The sequence below is a fragment of the Phytomonospora endophytica genome (assembly GCF_014202425.1).
Classification (GTDB): domain Bacteria; phylum Actinomycetota; class Actinomycetes; order Mycobacteriales; family Micromonosporaceae; genus Phytomonospora; species Phytomonospora endophytica.
In genome coordinates, this window is the sequence record NZ_JACHGT010000013.1 from 18,983 (window position 1) to 32,082 (window position 13,100).

The window sequence follows — 13,100 nt, forward strand, 5'->3', positions numbered from 1 at the left end:
GTATACCCTCTGCGCTCATGGGCATTGTCGCCGTCCTTGGCCGGGGCGTGGTACCGGCCGACGCACCCCTCCTCACCGCCGATGACCTCGGTGTTCTGCGCGGGGACGGGGTGTTCGAGACCGTCCACGTCCGCGACGGGGTGCCGTGGAACCTGACCGAGCACCTCGACCGCATGCGCCGCTCCGCCGAGCGCATGGAGCTGCCGCTCCCGTCGCACGACGCGCTGCGCGAACTCGCCGGGCAGGCCCTCGCCGCCCGTGGTGAGGGCGGTGAGGCGGCGCTGCGGTTGATCTGCACGCGCGGTCGTGAGTTCGGCGACACGCCGACGGTCTACGCCACCCTCAACCCGATCGCGGTGAACCTCCCCGAGGTCCGGCGCGACGGCGTGCGGCTCATGCCCGCCAACATCGGCTACCCCGTGCACCCCGAGGACGTCCGCGCGGGCGCGCCGTGGCTGCTGGGGGCCGTCAAGACGCTGTCGTACGCGATCAACATGGCCGGGCAGCGCGCCGCGAAGGCCGCCGGCTACGACGACCTGCTGTGGGTCTCCGCCGACGGCTGGGCCATGGAGGCGTCGACGGCGTCGCTGATGTGGATCGACGGGGGCGTGCTGTGCACCGTCCCGCCCTCGAAGACGAGCATCCTGCCCGGCACGACCTCGGCGTTCCTCATGGCCAACGCCGCCGCGCTCGGCCTGCGCGCCGAAGAGCGGATGATCCGCCCCGAGGAGCTGCACGGCGTCGACGGCGGCGTGTGGGTCGCGTCGTCGGTGCGCGGAGTCGCGCCGGTCGTGGCGCTGGGGGAGACGCGGTTCGCGGTGGGGGAGCGCAACGCGGACGTGCTGAAGCTGGCGGGGTTCCCGGTGGCGGACTAAACGGGGAAGGCCGGGCGGATGCCCGGCCTTCGGCCGGTTCAGCAGGGCCGGCCGGTGCCGCCGTCACGGAGCAGGTCTCCACGGACCCAGCGTGGGGCCGGTGAGGGCGAGCGGGGTGAGTGGTCTCTTGAGGGTCGTGCGAAGACGCGGCCCCACGGCCGCGCCACCTTCCCCGCACAACCGGGGCGCTCAGCCCCCGACGCGGTCCAGCTGCGCCGACAGGTGCGACTGGAGCGGGTGGCCCTCGGCGGCCATCTCGGCCGCGTAGAGCAACTTCCGGTCGACGATCCCGTAGAGCCGGTGACCCGCGACGACCTCCTTGGCCGTGGCGGTGCGGACGACGGCGTCGGTGGCCAGCTCCATCTTCGTGCCGTCGACGGTGCCGAGGTAGAGCTCCAGGATCCCCGTCGGGTGCGTCAGGAGCAGCTCGACGTCGCGGTCGCTGCCCTCGACGGTGCGGAACCAGCCGACCTCGCGCGCGGCGGGTCGCACCGGCTTGTCGTCGCCGTCGATGATCCAGGTGCGCGACTCGTAGAACAGGAACGGTCGGCCGTCGTGGCTGACGCGGACTTCCTGGGCGTAGGAGAACTCCGGGATCGACGGGTAGACGCCGTGTCCCTTGCCGCGGAAGACGCCGACGAACGGCAGCAGCGGGAGCATGCGGGGGTGCAGGTCGGGGCCTTCGCGGAGGTCGTGGGTCTCCTCGTAGGGGTAGGGCTCGGCGGGCCCGAAGGCCGCGCTGAAATCGGTCACCATGTCCGCCTCCACGATCGCACCGCGAGATAGCCGAGGCCGCCGGCGAGCGCGCCGAACGCGGCCACCAGAAGGACGACGACGAGTATCCCGATCACCACGCGAGTCTATGAGGGCCCGCGCGGGGAGGGGCGCCGACCCACCGATCCCGCACCCCGAAGCCGGTGGGGGCGCGCGTGCGTCGTACCGTCTACGCAGGCCGGATCCCGTGCGGGGCAAGGGTAATCTTGTCATAGGTGAGCCGGGAAGTCTGGTCGGCACGCAGCCGACGCCGTCTGGAGCCGCCTCCATGCCCGGACCGAACCTTCATCGCCACGTCGCCGTCTACAAGGGATACATCGCCGGCGGCGGATTCTCCTACGTGCTCATGTCCGTGGCCGTGCTGTGCCTGCTGCTGGCCTGGCTGTTCGGGGCGGGGGTGGTCGGCTGGGTCGTGGCGCTGCTCATCGCGGCCGGGGCGACCCTCGCGTCGGGGCTGCGACGGCGAGCCGTGGTGCGCATGGACCTGTACACCGTGCGGATCCGCAACGTCCTCCTGCCGGGCGCGGGCCGGCGCGTGCCCGTCCGCAGCATCCGGACGGTGCGGATCATCGAGACGACGCCGCACGCGGCCGACCTGCTGCGCTGGCTCCCCGGCGCCCGCCGCTCGGTCCTCCTGCGCAACGGCCCCGCCGTCGAACTGGAACTGACGACGGGCGCCTCGGAGATCCTCGGGCTGGACGAGCCCTACGAGGCGTCGCGGACGCTGCGCCGGTTCCACGCCGAGACGACGGGGAAGGAACTGCCCGAGGACGTCCTGGACGACGACGAGGCGTTCTACCTGTGGCGGCGGAACCGTGCGGCTGGGGGTCGAGCGGGGGGCCGGGCTGGGGTTTCCGTGCGGGGTGGCGGGAAGGTGCCGCGGCAGAGTGGGGGCCGTCAGGGGGCGGCGGGGAAGCAGGCGTCGGCGAGGCAGAACGCCGCCAAGCAGAACGCGGCGAAGCAGGCGGCCGGGAAGCAGAACGCGGCGAAGCAGGCGGCCGCCAAGCAGAACGCCGCACGTCAGAACGCGGCGAAGGCCGACGTCGCCCGCCGCGCGGCCCAGCAGGCGAGGCAGCAGGCGCAGCGGCGGAAGTAGGGTCGGGCACGGGGTGGCGAACGTGAGCGGCGTTCGCCGCGCATAACCAGCCGGTTGTGGGATACCCGGGCGTCTCCCTCACGCCGTCTCCCTCACCGGCCAGCGCGCCCGCAGCGCCCCGAGTGCCGCCCGGATCGCCGGGCGACGTGACGACCGCGTCCGCCACAGCGCGAAGACCCTGCGCGACGGCGCCGGCTGTACCGCCCGCGCGACGACGTCGTCCGGCAGGGGCGTTCGTCCCAGCCGGGGAACGAGGCCGATGCCCAGGCCGCGCGAGATCAGCGACGGGTAGGCCTCGAACTCGCTCGCCTCGACCGCGATGAGCGGCTCCTCGCCGACCCCGCGCAGCAGGCGCGTCAGCCAGTCGTGGCAGATGTTCCCCGGCGGCACGCTGATCCACCGCTCCCCCCGCAGCTCCTCCGGCCGCACCCGCTCCCGCTCGGCGAGCCGATGTCCCGTCGGCACGAGCAGGTCGACGGGGTCGTGGCCCAGCACCTCGCGGGAGACCTCCGGCGGCACGCTCAACGGCGTGCTCGGCCAGTCCTGCACGACCGCGAGGTCGAGCTCGCCCCGCCCGACCATCTCCGCCGCCGGATACGGGTCGGTGTCCCGCAGGCGCACGTCCAGTCCCGGGCACGCCGCCATGAGATCGCTCACGACGCCGGGCATCAGCCCCCGCACGGCCGTCGCGAAGGCCCCGATGGTCAGCATCCCGACGGCCTTTCCGCGCTGCTCTTCGAGCGCGACCTCGGTCCGCTCGACGATCGCCAGCAACTCCGCCGCCGCCTCCACGAGCGTGTGCGCGGCATCGGTCAGCACCACCCCGCGCCCCTGCCGTTCCAGCAGCACACTGCGGGTCTCCCGCTCCAACTTCGCGATCTGCTGCGACACCGCCGACGGCGTGTACCCGAGCGCGGCGGCGGCCGCCCCGACCGTCCCATAGACGGCGACGGCGTGGAGCGCGCGGAGCCTCGCGAGATCGAACATGTAGCGATACTAAACAGAAAAGGCGAGATATTCGAGCTTGTCCTTAACGATCGCCCGCGTGATCCTCGAACGATGCCGACCCGCCCCACCGCCCTCAAGCCCGCGCACATCGCCCTCGCCGTCGCCGTCACCGCGACCTGGGGCGTCAACTTCGTCATCATCGAAGTCGGCCTCGACCACTTCCCGCCCCTGCTCTTCAGCGCCCTGCGCTTCGCCCTCGCCGCCGTCCCCGCGATCTTCTTCGTGCGCCGCCCGAAGGTCGCCGTGAAGTGGATCCTGGCGGTCGGCCTCGTCCTCGGCGGCGTCAAGTTCGGCCTCCTGCACATCGGCATGAAGGCCGGCATGCCCGCCGGCCTGTCCTCACTGGTACTCCAGGTCCAGTCGGTGTTCACGGCCGTGTTCGCGGCGGTCGTCCTGCGCGAACGCCCGACGCGCGTCAAACTCCTCGGCATGGCGCTCGCCCTGGCCGGCATCGGCGTCGCGGCGGCGGCACGCGGTGGGCTCTCCGGCGGCGCGACGGCCTTCGCGCTGGTCATCGCCGCCGCCGCGGCCTGGGGACTGTCCAATGTGTTCACCCGTAAGGCGGCGCCCGACGCGCTCCTCGGCTGGATGGTCTGGGTCAGCGCGGTGCCGGTGCTGCCGCTGCTCGCGCTGTCGCTGATCGTCGAAGGCCCCAGCGCCGACCTCGCCGCGCTCCGGGCGATCGACCTGCCCGGCGTCGGCGCGCTCGGCTACGCCGCCGCGCTGTCGACGCTGTTCGGCTTCGGCGCGTGGGGCTTCCTGCTGTCGCGCTACGAGGCGACCTCGGTGGCACCGTTCTCGCTGCTCGTGCCGGTCTTCGGGATGACGTCGGCGTGGCTGTTCCTCGGCGAGGAGGTCAGCGCGATGTCGCTGACCGCCGCCGCGCTCGTCATCGCCGGTGTCGCACTCGGCGTGGTGCGGACGGGCGGCCGCGAAGTCCTGCCTGGCAAGGAGACCGCCCTCGCTTCGACGAACACTCGGTGAAGCCTGCGGAAAGCCGGGCCGAGCACCGTCCAAAATGGACGCCGAGGGCTGCCGACCGGAACCGCGGTCACGGCACCGTCCTCCGCTACGGCAACATCATCGAGGACCTGCCCCAAGGCACCGCCTCGGTCTACGGTGTCCGCGACAACGGCACCCTCACCATCTCTATCGGGTCGACATCAGCACCAACAAGACCTCGGTCACCTTCTCCAAGACGAAGTACGCCGACAGCGGCTGGTCCTACGACCACCTCGCCTTCGACGGCTACGGCAACCTCTTCGGCATCGCCGACGGACTCCTGCGCCGCTTCAAGGTCGGCGTCGGCGAGCACGCGTTCCGGGTCACCGGGTCGGGGACCTGGACCGGTTACACGCTGAGCGCTTCGGGTTGGAGCAACGTGACCAACCTGCTCTCCCCGGGCGGGGCGCCTGCTACGCGCGCAACGCGAGCACGGCGATGTACCACTACTTCGACGCCGATCCCTACGACGGCGACGGTTCGGACCTCACGTACAACCTCGACGAGCGGGGCTGGAGCCGGATCCTGCTGTCGGCGCAGCCTCGGACCGTGAGCTGAGACGCGATGGCGAACCAGCGCTCCTCCCGCGGTGTCGCCCGCCGAACGCCCGATCTACTTCAGCGTCGACTTCGACGCCTCGTCGGGACAGCGGGCGGTGATCGATTCCTACATCGACGATGTCGCTTCGGCGATCGGGCGTGCCAGGACCGGCGCCTACGGCGGTTACGGCGTCATCGCCCGGCTCCTCGACGCGGGCAAGGTCGCCTGGGCGTGGCAGACCTACGACTGGCCGGACGGGAACCGGGATTCGCGCGCCGAGCTGCGCCAGGTGCGAAACGGCATCACGGTCGACGGCGCCGACTGCGACAGGAACGAGGCGCACGCCGCCGACTTCGGCCGGTGGGGCCGCGGCCCGGCCGGGATCGCGAGCATCTACGGGATCAAGCCGAGCGGGCACCACACCTACGCGTCGGTCGACGTGGTGACCGGTGTGCGCAGGGGCGCGGTCTCCTCGGTCCGGAAAGCTCCTCTGGTACCGGATCAACGGGCCCGGTGACCGGCAGCGCTTCGAGCTGAAGTCGTCGACGTGGGGCGGTTTCGGCAGCCTGTTGCCGCCCGGCGGGGGCGTCTACTTCGGACATGAGCCGGACGGTGCGATGAAGTGGTGCCTCGACCACGCGGTCGGCGACGGCGACGGTCCGCCATCCGCGGCCTGGGTGTTCTCGACGCCTCGGGCCGGGGCCGGCGGCTCCTGTCGGCGCAGCCGGGGACCGTGTGGGCTCCTCGGTCTCGGCGAGCCGCCGGGCGTGGTGCCACATGAGGACGTGGAGGCGGTAGCGGCCGGGCCGGTCGGACTCCAGTAGGTGCGCGTCGACGAGCGACTCCAGCAGCGCCTCGGCCGTTTCGCGGTCCAGGCCGGCGAGCGCGCACACCGCCGACACGTCGACCTCGCCTCCCGGGAGGCGCCCGAGCAGCCGCAGCAGTCGCCGCCGGCGGTCGTCGAGGCCGCCGGCGGAGGCACGCAGCGAACCGGTGAGCCGACCGTGTCCGAGGTCGAGTTCGTCGAGCAGCCGCCCGCCGTCGCCGATCCGGTCGGGTAGGTCGGCGGCCGTCCAGCCGGGGCGGCCGAGCAGGCGTGCCGCGGCCGCGCGCAGCGCGAGGGGGAGGCGCCCGCACCGTTCCGCGATCGCCGAAGGCCCGCAGCACGCGACGAAGGACCGGGCCGGGTCCGGTGCGGCGAAGGGACACGAACAGCTGGCCGTCGGGGTAGTCGGGCGCGACGCGATGCGCGACGAGGAGGGCGACGGCGGTCTTGCCGACGCCGGGCATGCCGTGGACGGCGACGGCGGTGCGGGCCCGGACGGCCGCGGTGACGGCGCGGAGGATCTCGGCACGGCCGGCGAAGTGGGCGGGGGCGGTGGGGAGTTCGGTGGGCGGAAGGAGCGACGGGGCGGCGGGGACGAGGCGACCGGGGGTGCGGTGCCGGTCTGGGGCCGGGCACGGCCCGCCTCGATCTCGCGGATGGTGCGGGCGGAGACACCGGAGGCTTCGGCCAGGGCCTCCTGGGGGACGGCGGTATCCGCGCAGGGGTGTGGCGACGGCGGGTGCGGAGCGCGCGATGAAGGTCGCGTTCATCACGCGGCAGGCGGTCGGCGGGTGGTCCTCCCATGGCTCCCCCAGGTGTGAACGACCTGGCGGAGTGGGGAGCCGACTCGACTCGAACCGGACTCGGAGGGCCCGGGCCTACACTCCCGTGACCCCGTCCGCCATCTCCCGCAGCAGGTCGAGGTGCCCGTTGTGCCGCGACGTCTCCTCGATCATGTGCCCGACGACCCACCGCAGCGTCAGGTGCTCGCCGTCCCGGTTCGCGCGCACGCACCGCGAGTCGAGGTCGCGGTCGGCGATGAGCTCGCGGTAGCGCTCGCAGGTGGCCTCGTAGTCGGCGAGGATGTCGGCGAGGGGGAGGCTCAGCCCGATCGTCATCTCCCCGTCGGGGTCCTCCTCGGTCCAGGGCGCGACGTCTTCGCCGCCCTGGTACATGACCTCGAACCACCAGTGCTCGACCCATCGGAGGTGGTTGACGAGGCTGGCGATGTTCGTCAGCGGCGACCCGGGCAGCGGCGCCTTGCGCGCGTTCTCGTCGGACAGGCCCTCGCACTTGGCGTGCACGGTGGCGCGCGCGTAGTCGAGGAAGGTCGTCAGCGTCGTCTTCTCATCCCACGAAGCGGGGACATCGGTGCGTTTCATCGCCGACATCCTGCGGGTCGGCGGCCTCGCACGTCAAGCCGGTTCGGGCGCTGCCAGCGCGTAGTGCACCTCGTGCCCGTAGGCGGTGAACCCGGCGCGGCGCAGGATCGGGCTCGACGTCCCGGCACGGGCCTTGACCAGGGCGAGCTCGCCGCCGCGTGCGAGGGCCTCGACGAGGCGGGCCTGCAGGAGGGCGCGGTAGGCGCCGCGGCCCCGGTAGTCCTCAAGGACGGAGCCGCCCCAGAGTTTGGCGACCTCCATTTCGAGGGTCGTCCCGGCGTGGCCGATGGCGACGCCGTCGGCGTAGGCGAGGTAGCGGTAGATCTTGCGTTCGTCGCCGGACTCGACCTGTACGCGCAGCTCCTCGGCCTCGGCCTCCCGGAAGATCGCGGTGGGCGGAGGCTGGTCGAAGACGGCGGAGGTGACGGGGTAGACGTCGGCGAGGACTTCGGGGGTGTCGACGCGGACGACCTCGACGTCGGCGGGGACGGCGAGGTCGGGGAGCCCGAAGGCGAGTTCGTAGGCGATGACGTCGAGGTTCTCGGCGACCGTCGCGCCCGCCGCTTCGAGGGCGGCGGGCAGGTCGGCGGGTTCGGTGGCCTCGTGCGTCGGCCAGATGATCTTGGTTTCGCCGCCGACCAGGTCGCGTACGTGGGTGACCAGGTCGGCGGCGGGGAGTCCTTCGGCGCGGTTGACGGTGGCGGTGCCGGCGGAGATGACGACGGTGGCGTGGTCGCTGGTGCGGGTCTCGGCGTCGTAGGGCGTCCAGGTCCACGCGGAGGCGGTGTTGAGGACGACCTGCCGGGTCCAGGACGTGGGCATCGCGTTCTCCTCGGGGTGGGTCAGCCGGTCGTCTTGCGGGTGCGCTCGTTCCAGGCGATGAACACGCCGACGACCAGAACATACAGCGCGGTGGCGCCGTGGATGCCGAGTGCGGCGGCGGTCGAGCCCTCGTAGGACAAGACGATGGTCATGTCGATGAAGGGCATTACGGACATGGCGATCAGGGTCCAGCCGAGGGCCCGGGTCTGGCGGGTGGCCAGCAGGATGAAGGTGATGAGGCCCAGGCCGATGTCGCGGCCGCCCTTGACGTTCAGCAAGGCGGTCATCTCACCGACGGGCACCTGCGACGCCGGCACGCCGAAACCGGTGAAGGTGTCGGTCGGCATGAGGAAGAAGGTGACGCCGACATAGGTGATGAAGAGGCCGACGGCCGCCGCGAGGATGTGGCTGGTGATGGTCAGGCCGCGGCGGGGTTTGCGGGCGGTCCCGGTCGTGTCGGCCTTGGCGGACCCGGCGGGGGTCTTGCCGGCGTCGGTGGTCGTCGAGAAGACGGCGGCGGCAGCGGCGGCGGCGGGGACGGTGGCGGTGCGAGACATCGTGGTGCCTTTCGCTTCAAGGGGGCATGTCGAGCAGTGGCAGAAAATCTAGCGGCGCTAGATCTGCTAGCGACGTTAGCACCCCGAGCGCTCGAATGTCTAGCGCTGCTAGAAAAACTTGCGATGCTAGGATCGCTGTCATGGTGACAAAGGAGACGGCGAACCGTAAAGAACGCGAGCGCGCCGAACGGCGTGCGCGGATCCTGGCCGAGGCGCGCGCGCTGGCCGAGGCCGAAGGCTGGGACGCCGTCACCACGCGGCGGCTGGCCAGGCAGATCGAGTACAGCCAGCCCGTCCTCTACAGCCACTTCGCCAACAAGGAGGCGATCGTCACCGCCGTCGCCCTCGAAGGCATCGCCGAACTCGGCCGCGCCATGCGCGAGGCCCGCTGCGGCGAAACCGACCCGGCCGGCGCCATGCTCGCCGTCGCCTACGCCTACCAGGACTTCGCCGACGCCAACCCCGCCCTCTTCGAGGCGATCTTCACGCTCCCCACCGCACTGGAGTTCGGCGGCCCGGCATCCCCGCCGGAGCTCATCGAGACCTTCAAGGCCCTCGTCGATACCTTCGCGCCCTTGGCCGCGGACCGCGACGTCGAGACCTTCACCGAGATGGCCTGGAGCGCGATGCACGGTCAGGTCGTCCTCGACCGCGGTGGCCGCCTCCGCCCGCCGCCTCGCCGGGCGCGCATGAAGATGCTGATGGACACCCTCGCGGGCCGCCCCTGTCCACCGACCGGCTGACCCCGAAGTCCCACCCGTCGGCCGTCACCGGGACGGGCGTCCACATCGGACGCTTGTCTCATGAGCGAAACAGCCACCGTCGTCCGCGTTCGCGGGCTCGCCAAGAACTACGGCCCCGCCGAAGTTCTGCGCGGCCTCGACCTCGACGTCCACAAGGGAGAGACCCTCGCCGTCCTCGGCCCGAACGGCGCGGGCAAGACCACCACCGTCGAAATCCTCGAAGGCCACCGCCGGCGCACCGGCGGCGAGGTCGAGGTCCTCGGCACCGACCCGGGCCGCGCCGGCCGCGCCTGGCGCGCCCGCATCGGCATCGTCGCCCAGCACGCCTCCGACCTGCTCGACATGACCGTCGCCGAGACCGTCCGCCACTTCGCCGGGTACTACCCCGATCCGCGCGACACCGACGACGTCATCGCCGCCGTCGGCCTGACCGCGCAACGAAAACAGCGCATCGGCCGCCTCTCCGGCGGACAGCGCCGACGCGTCGACGTCGCCCTCGGCATCATCGGCCGGCCCGAACTGCTCTTCCTCGACGAGCCGACCACCGGCTTCGACCCCGAGGCGCGCCAGCAGTTCTGGCAGCTCGTCCGCGGTCTCGCCGCCGAAGGCACCACGATCCTGCTCACCACCCACTACCTCGACGAGGCCGAGGCGCTCGCCGACCGGGTCGCCGTCATCGCCGACGGCCGCGTCCGTGCCATCGGCACCACCGCCGAACTGCGCGCCACCGCCGGTGACGAGGCCGACGTCGCCTGGCGCGACGGATGCGAGCGCACCGCCCACCCGACGGCGCTGATCGCCCGTCTCGCCAAGGAGTACGACGGCGAGGTCCCCGCCCTCTCCGTCACCCGGCCGTCCCTTGAGGACGTCTACCTGACCATGATCGGATCGAAGGAGACCACGTCGTGAACCTGCCCGGAACCCTGCGGATCGGTCTGTCCCGCGGCCGCTTCGAAATGCTGGAGTTCTTCCGCGACAAGGGAGCGGTGATCTTCACCTTCTCCTTCCCGGCCCTGTTGATGCTCATGCTCGGCGGCATCTACGACGAGCCGATCGGTGAAGGCGTGCGGCTCAGTCAGGTGTTCGCCGCCAGCATCGCCGCCTCGGCGGTGGTGTCGACGAGCTTCGTCAACCTCGGCGGCCGCATCGCCACCGACCGCGACGACGGCACCCTGAAACGCCTGCGCGGCACGCCGATGCCCGTCGCGGCCTACTTCGTCGGCAAGACCATCCAGGTGTTCTGGATCAGCCTCGCCGAACTGGTCTTGATGCTCGGCCTGGCGACGGCCCTCTACGACCTCAGGCTCCCCACCTCGATCGTCCAATGGGGGCGCATGGCCGGGTTCTTCCTGCTCGGCGTGACCTGCTGGAGCCTCCTCGGCATCGCCGCGAGCCGCCTGTCGCGCTCGGCGAAGACCGCTGCGGTCGCCACGCTCGTTCCCTACACACTGCTGGGCTTCGTGTCCGGCGTCTACATCGTGCCTTCCGGCCTGCCGCCGGTGATGGAGCAGATCGGCGCGCTGTTCCCACTGAAATGGCTGGCCCAGGGCTTCCGCTCGGCGCTGCTGCCCGACTCCATGGCCGCCTACGAAGCGGCCGGCACCTGGGAAACCGGCCGGACGGTCCTGGTGCTCGGCCTGTGGACCGTCGCAGGATTGGTGCTGTGCCTGACCACGTTCCGCTGGAACGACGAACGAACCCGCTGATGGATCACGACGCCCTCCTCGGCCGGCACCAGTCGTGGGACGTCTTCTACTCGGTGGTGGCCGTCGCGGTGGCGGCCATCACCGTCGCCACGTCCACCGCGCCCGTCGAGAAGTTCCGCGCGCTCGGGCTTCTCGCCGCGATCGCCCTCTGGTACGTGTTCGTCGGCCGCCCGATCATTGTCTGCCGTACCCACGGCCCGGTCCGGCAGGGTGTGTTCGTCGCCGGTCTCGTCGCCCTCTATTTCGGGCTCGCGACGGCCACGAGCGCCGCCAACCTGTTGCTGCTCGCGCTGTGCTCGATGGTGCTGTTCATGGAGAACTTCCTCTTCGGCGCCCTCGCCGTGGTTGCCTTGAACACGGCGACCGTCGGCGCGGCGGTGGCCGCCGGGCAGGACGTCGTCGACGCGATCGTGCTCAGCGCCGCCATCAGCGTCTGGTCGGTCGTGCTCGGCCGCTGGTCTCGCCGCGTGATCGAACAGAGCATCGCCCGCGCCGAGATGATCGCCGAACTGGAGGCCAGCCGCGAGGAGGTCGCCCGGCTCTCCCACGAGGCCGGAACCGCCGCCGAACGCCAGCGCGTCGCCGCCGACATCCACGACACCCTCGCCCAGGGCTTCGGCAGCATCGTCATGCTCGTCCAGGCCGTACGCCGGTCCATCGAACTCGAATCACCCACAGTGGACGAACAGCTCGACCTCATCGAACGCACCGCCCGCGACAACCTCGCCGAGGCCCGCGCCATCGTCACCGCCATGCAGCCCGCCGCCCTGGCCGCCGTCACCGTCGAGGAGGCCATCCGGCGCCTCGCCGACGACGCCGACGTCGCCGTCACCGGAGCCTCCAGGGAACTGCCGCCCGCCGTCGCGGTCGTCCTGCTGCGCTCGTGCCAGGAGGCGCTGACCAACATTCGCAGGCATGCCGGAACGGCGGCCGTTCGCATCGGACTGTCCTACTCGGATGACACCGTGGCGCTCACCGTCCACGACGACGGCCGCGGCTTCGACCCCGCCGCGGTCGCCGGTGGCTTCGGCCTGTCCGGGATGCGCGGCCGCGCCACGGAAGTAGGCGGAACCATGACCCTCGACAGCGCCCCGGGAGCGGGCACGACCGTACGAGTGGAGGTGCCCGCGTGATCCGCGTGCTCATCGTCGACGACCATCCCGTCGTCCGCGCCGGACTCACCGGCATCCTGACCGGCACCGAAGGGCTGGAGGTGGTGGGGGAGGCCGGATCCGGGGAGGAGGCGATCGCCCGCGCCGAGACCCTGCGGCCCGACGTCGTGCTCATGGACCTGCGGATGCCCGGCTGCGGCGGTGTCGAGGCCACCCGGCGCATCGCCGGACCGAAACGCCGCGTCGTCGTGCTGACCACCTACGAGACCGACGCCGACATCCTCCGCGCCGTCGAGGCCGGAGCCGTCGGCTACCTGCTCAAGGACAGCCCCGGGATCGACCTGGTGACCGCGATCCGGCTCGCCGCGAGGGGTGAGACGGTACTGGCGCCGTCGGTCGCCGCGCGGCTCGTCGCCTCGGTGCGCAGCCCCGGAAACGACACGCTATCCCCACGCGAGGTCGAGGTGCTCCGGCTCGTCGCCGACGGGCTGAGCAACCCCGACATCGGCCGCCGCCTGCACATCAGCGAGGCCACCGTGAAGACGCACCTGCTGCGCACCTACGGCAAGCTCGGCGTCGACGACCGGACGGCCGCGGTGACCACGGCGATACGTCGCGGAATCCTGCGGTTGTAGGGATTTTGTATCGGCTCTCGTT

The 13,100-nt window shown here is 71.7% G+C and carries 17 protein-coding genes; 10 read left to right on the forward strand and 7 right to left on the reverse strand.

Annotated elements, in window-relative coordinates:
- Window positions 1–17: 17 nt before the first annotated feature.
- A complete protein-coding gene (locus HNR73_RS26830; protein ID WP_184790420.1) occupies window positions 18–875 on the forward strand; it encodes an aminotransferase class IV in 858 nt (285 codons plus the stop codon).
- A gap of 189 nt (window positions 876–1,064) precedes the next feature.
- On the opposite strand, the gene HNR73_RS26835 is transcribed toward HNR73_RS26830, so the two are convergent.
- Both HNR73_RS26835 and mtfM read right to left on the reverse strand, forming a co-directional pair.
- Window positions 1,065–1,631, reverse strand: coding sequence for a heme-binding beta-barrel domain-containing protein (locus HNR73_RS26835; RefSeq protein ID WP_184790421.1), 567 nt, complete (start codon window positions 1,629–1,631; stop codon window positions 1,065–1,067).
- Window positions 1,625–1,726, reverse strand: a complete 102-nt coding sequence (mtfM, locus tag HNR73_RS40915; RefSeq protein WP_275414571.1) for a small membrane protein MtfM — start codon at window positions 1,724–1,726, stop codon at window positions 1,625–1,627. Before mtfM ends, HNR73_RS26835 begins: the two co-directional genes overlap by 7 nt.
- Before the next feature lie 191 nt (window positions 1,727–1,917).
- Here mtfM and HNR73_RS26840 point away from each other — a divergent pair, with 191 nt between their 5' ends.
- Complete coding sequence (locus tag HNR73_RS26840; RefSeq protein WP_184790422.1) at window positions 1,918–2,745, forward strand: hypothetical protein; 828 nt, start codon at window positions 1,918–1,920, stop codon at window positions 2,743–2,745.
- A gap of 78 nt (window positions 2,746–2,823) precedes the next feature.
- On the opposite strand, the gene HNR73_RS26845 is transcribed toward HNR73_RS26840, so the two are convergent.
- The gene (locus HNR73_RS26845) at window positions 2,824–3,732 is read right to left on the reverse strand and encodes a LysR family transcriptional regulator (RefSeq protein WP_184790423.1); all 909 of its coding nucleotides are present in this window, start codon (window positions 3,730–3,732) and stop codon (window positions 2,824–2,826) included.
- Between the two features lie 72 nt (window positions 3,733–3,804).
- Here HNR73_RS26845 and HNR73_RS26850 point away from each other — a divergent pair, with 72 nt between their 5' ends.
- Window positions 3,805–4,737: an EamA family transporter gene (locus tag HNR73_RS26850; protein ID WP_184790424.1), complete on the forward strand. Its 933-nt coding sequence runs from the start codon at window positions 3,805–3,807 to the stop codon at window positions 4,735–4,737.
- Between the two features lie 130 nt (window positions 4,738–4,867).
- Here HNR73_RS26850 and HNR73_RS26855 read toward each other — a convergent pair whose 3' ends face one another.
- Window positions 4,868–5,068, reverse strand: coding sequence for a hypothetical protein (locus HNR73_RS26855; RefSeq protein ID WP_184790425.1), 201 nt, complete (start codon window positions 5,066–5,068; stop codon window positions 4,868–4,870).
- A 276-nt stretch (window positions 5,069–5,344) separates the two neighbouring features.
- On the opposite strand from HNR73_RS26855, the gene HNR73_RS26865 reads away from it, so the two are divergent.
- A complete protein-coding gene (locus tag HNR73_RS26865; RefSeq protein ID WP_184790427.1) occupies window positions 5,345–5,812 on the forward strand; it encodes a glycoside hydrolase domain-containing protein in 468 nt (155 codons plus the stop codon).
- A gap of 307 nt (window positions 5,813–6,119) precedes the next feature.
- Window positions 6,120–6,356 carry a hypothetical protein gene (locus HNR73_RS26870; RefSeq protein ID WP_184790428.1) on the forward strand — a complete coding sequence of 79 codons (237 nt, stop codon included), beginning with the start codon at window positions 6,120–6,122 and terminating at the stop codon, window positions 6,354–6,356.
- A 643-nt stretch (window positions 6,357–6,999) separates the two neighbouring features.
- Here HNR73_RS26870 and HNR73_RS26875 read toward each other — a convergent pair.
- The 3 genes from HNR73_RS26875 to HNR73_RS26885 are packed head-to-tail and all read right to left on the reverse strand — an operon-like array spanning window position 7,000 to window position 8,882.
- A complete protein-coding gene (locus HNR73_RS26875) occupies window positions 7,000–7,503 on the reverse strand; it encodes a DinB family protein (protein WP_184790429.1) in 504 nt (167 codons plus the stop codon).
- A 33-nt stretch (window positions 7,504–7,536) separates the two neighbouring features.
- Entirely contained in the window at window positions 7,537–8,325 is a 789-nt protein-coding gene (locus tag HNR73_RS26880) for a GNAT family N-acetyltransferase (RefSeq protein ID WP_184790430.1), read from the reverse strand.
- Between the two features lie 20 nt (window positions 8,326–8,345).
- Window positions 8,346–8,882 (reverse strand): DUF4267 domain-containing protein, encoded by a 537-nt coding sequence (locus tag HNR73_RS26885; protein WP_184790431.1) that lies wholly within the window; start codon window positions 8,880–8,882, stop codon window positions 8,346–8,348.
- A 140-nt stretch (window positions 8,883–9,022) separates the two neighbouring features.
- On the opposite strand from HNR73_RS26885, the gene HNR73_RS26890 reads away from it, so the two are divergent.
- From HNR73_RS26890 to HNR73_RS26910, 5 genes are read left to right on the forward strand one after another with little or no spacing between them, the layout of a single operon-like run.
- Complete coding sequence (locus HNR73_RS26890; RefSeq protein WP_184790432.1) at window positions 9,023–9,625, forward strand: TetR/AcrR family transcriptional regulator; 603 nt, start codon at window positions 9,023–9,025, stop codon at window positions 9,623–9,625.
- Between the two features lie 60 nt (window positions 9,626–9,685).
- The gene (locus HNR73_RS26895; RefSeq protein WP_184790433.1) at window positions 9,686–10,534 is read left to right on the forward strand and encodes an ABC transporter ATP-binding protein; all 849 of its coding nucleotides are present in this window, start codon (window positions 9,686–9,688) and stop codon (window positions 10,532–10,534) included.
- A complete protein-coding gene (locus HNR73_RS26900) occupies window positions 10,531–11,331 on the forward strand; it encodes an ABC transporter permease (protein WP_239122187.1) in 801 nt (266 codons plus the stop codon). Before HNR73_RS26895 ends, HNR73_RS26900 begins: the two co-directional genes overlap by 4 nt.
- A complete protein-coding gene (locus HNR73_RS40920) occupies window positions 11,331–12,464 on the forward strand; it encodes a sensor histidine kinase (RefSeq protein WP_184790434.1) in 1,134 nt (377 codons plus the stop codon). The genes HNR73_RS26900 and HNR73_RS40920 overlap by 1 nt, the downstream gene beginning before the upstream one ends.
- On the forward strand, window positions 12,461–13,078 hold the full coding sequence (locus tag HNR73_RS26910; RefSeq protein WP_184790435.1) for a response regulator: 618 nt from the start codon (window positions 12,461–12,463) through the stop codon (window positions 13,076–13,078). Before HNR73_RS40920 ends, HNR73_RS26910 begins: the two co-directional genes overlap by 4 nt.
- Window positions 13,079–13,100: the final 22 nt, after the last annotated feature.

What these genes read in the sequence shown, in the direction of transcription:
- HNR73_RS26830 (WP_184790420.1), top strand. Translation starts at nt 18, where the DNA reads ATGGGCATTGTCGCCGTCCTTGGCCGGGGCGTGGTACCGGCCGACGCA.
- HNR73_RS26835 (WP_184790421.1), bottom strand. Translation starts at nt 1,631, where the DNA reads ATGGTGACCGATTTCAGCGCGGCCTTCGGGCCCGCCGAGCCCTACCCC.
- HNR73_RS26840 (WP_184790422.1), top strand. Translation starts at nt 1,918, where the DNA reads ATGCCCGGACCGAACCTTCATCGCCACGTCGCCGTCTACAAGGGATAC.
- HNR73_RS26845 (WP_184790423.1), bottom strand. Translation starts at nt 3,732, where the DNA reads ATGTTCGATCTCGCGAGGCTCCGCGCGCTCCACGCCGTCGCCGTCTAT.
- HNR73_RS26850 (WP_184790424.1), top strand. Translation starts at nt 3,805, where the DNA reads ATGCCGACCCGCCCCACCGCCCTCAAGCCCGCGCACATCGCCCTCGCC.
- HNR73_RS26875 (WP_184790429.1), bottom strand. Translation starts at nt 7,503, where the DNA reads ATGAAACGCACCGATGTCCCCGCTTCGTGGGATGAGAAGACGACGCTG.
- HNR73_RS26880 (WP_184790430.1), bottom strand. Translation starts at nt 8,325, where the DNA reads ATGCCCACGTCCTGGACCCGGCAGGTCGTCCTCAACACCGCCTCCGCG.
- HNR73_RS26885 (WP_184790431.1), bottom strand. Translation starts at nt 8,882, where the DNA reads ATGTCTCGCACCGCCACCGTCCCCGCCGCCGCCGCTGCCGCCGCCGTC.
- HNR73_RS26890 (WP_184790432.1), top strand. Translation starts at nt 9,023, where the DNA reads ATGGTGACAAAGGAGACGGCGAACCGTAAAGAACGCGAGCGCGCCGAA.
- HNR73_RS26895 (WP_184790433.1), top strand. Translation starts at nt 9,686, where the DNA reads ATGAGCGAAACAGCCACCGTCGTCCGCGTTCGCGGGCTCGCCAAGAAC.
- HNR73_RS40920 (WP_184790434.1), top strand. Translation starts at nt 11,331, where the DNA reads ATGGATCACGACGCCCTCCTCGGCCGGCACCAGTCGTGGGACGTCTTC.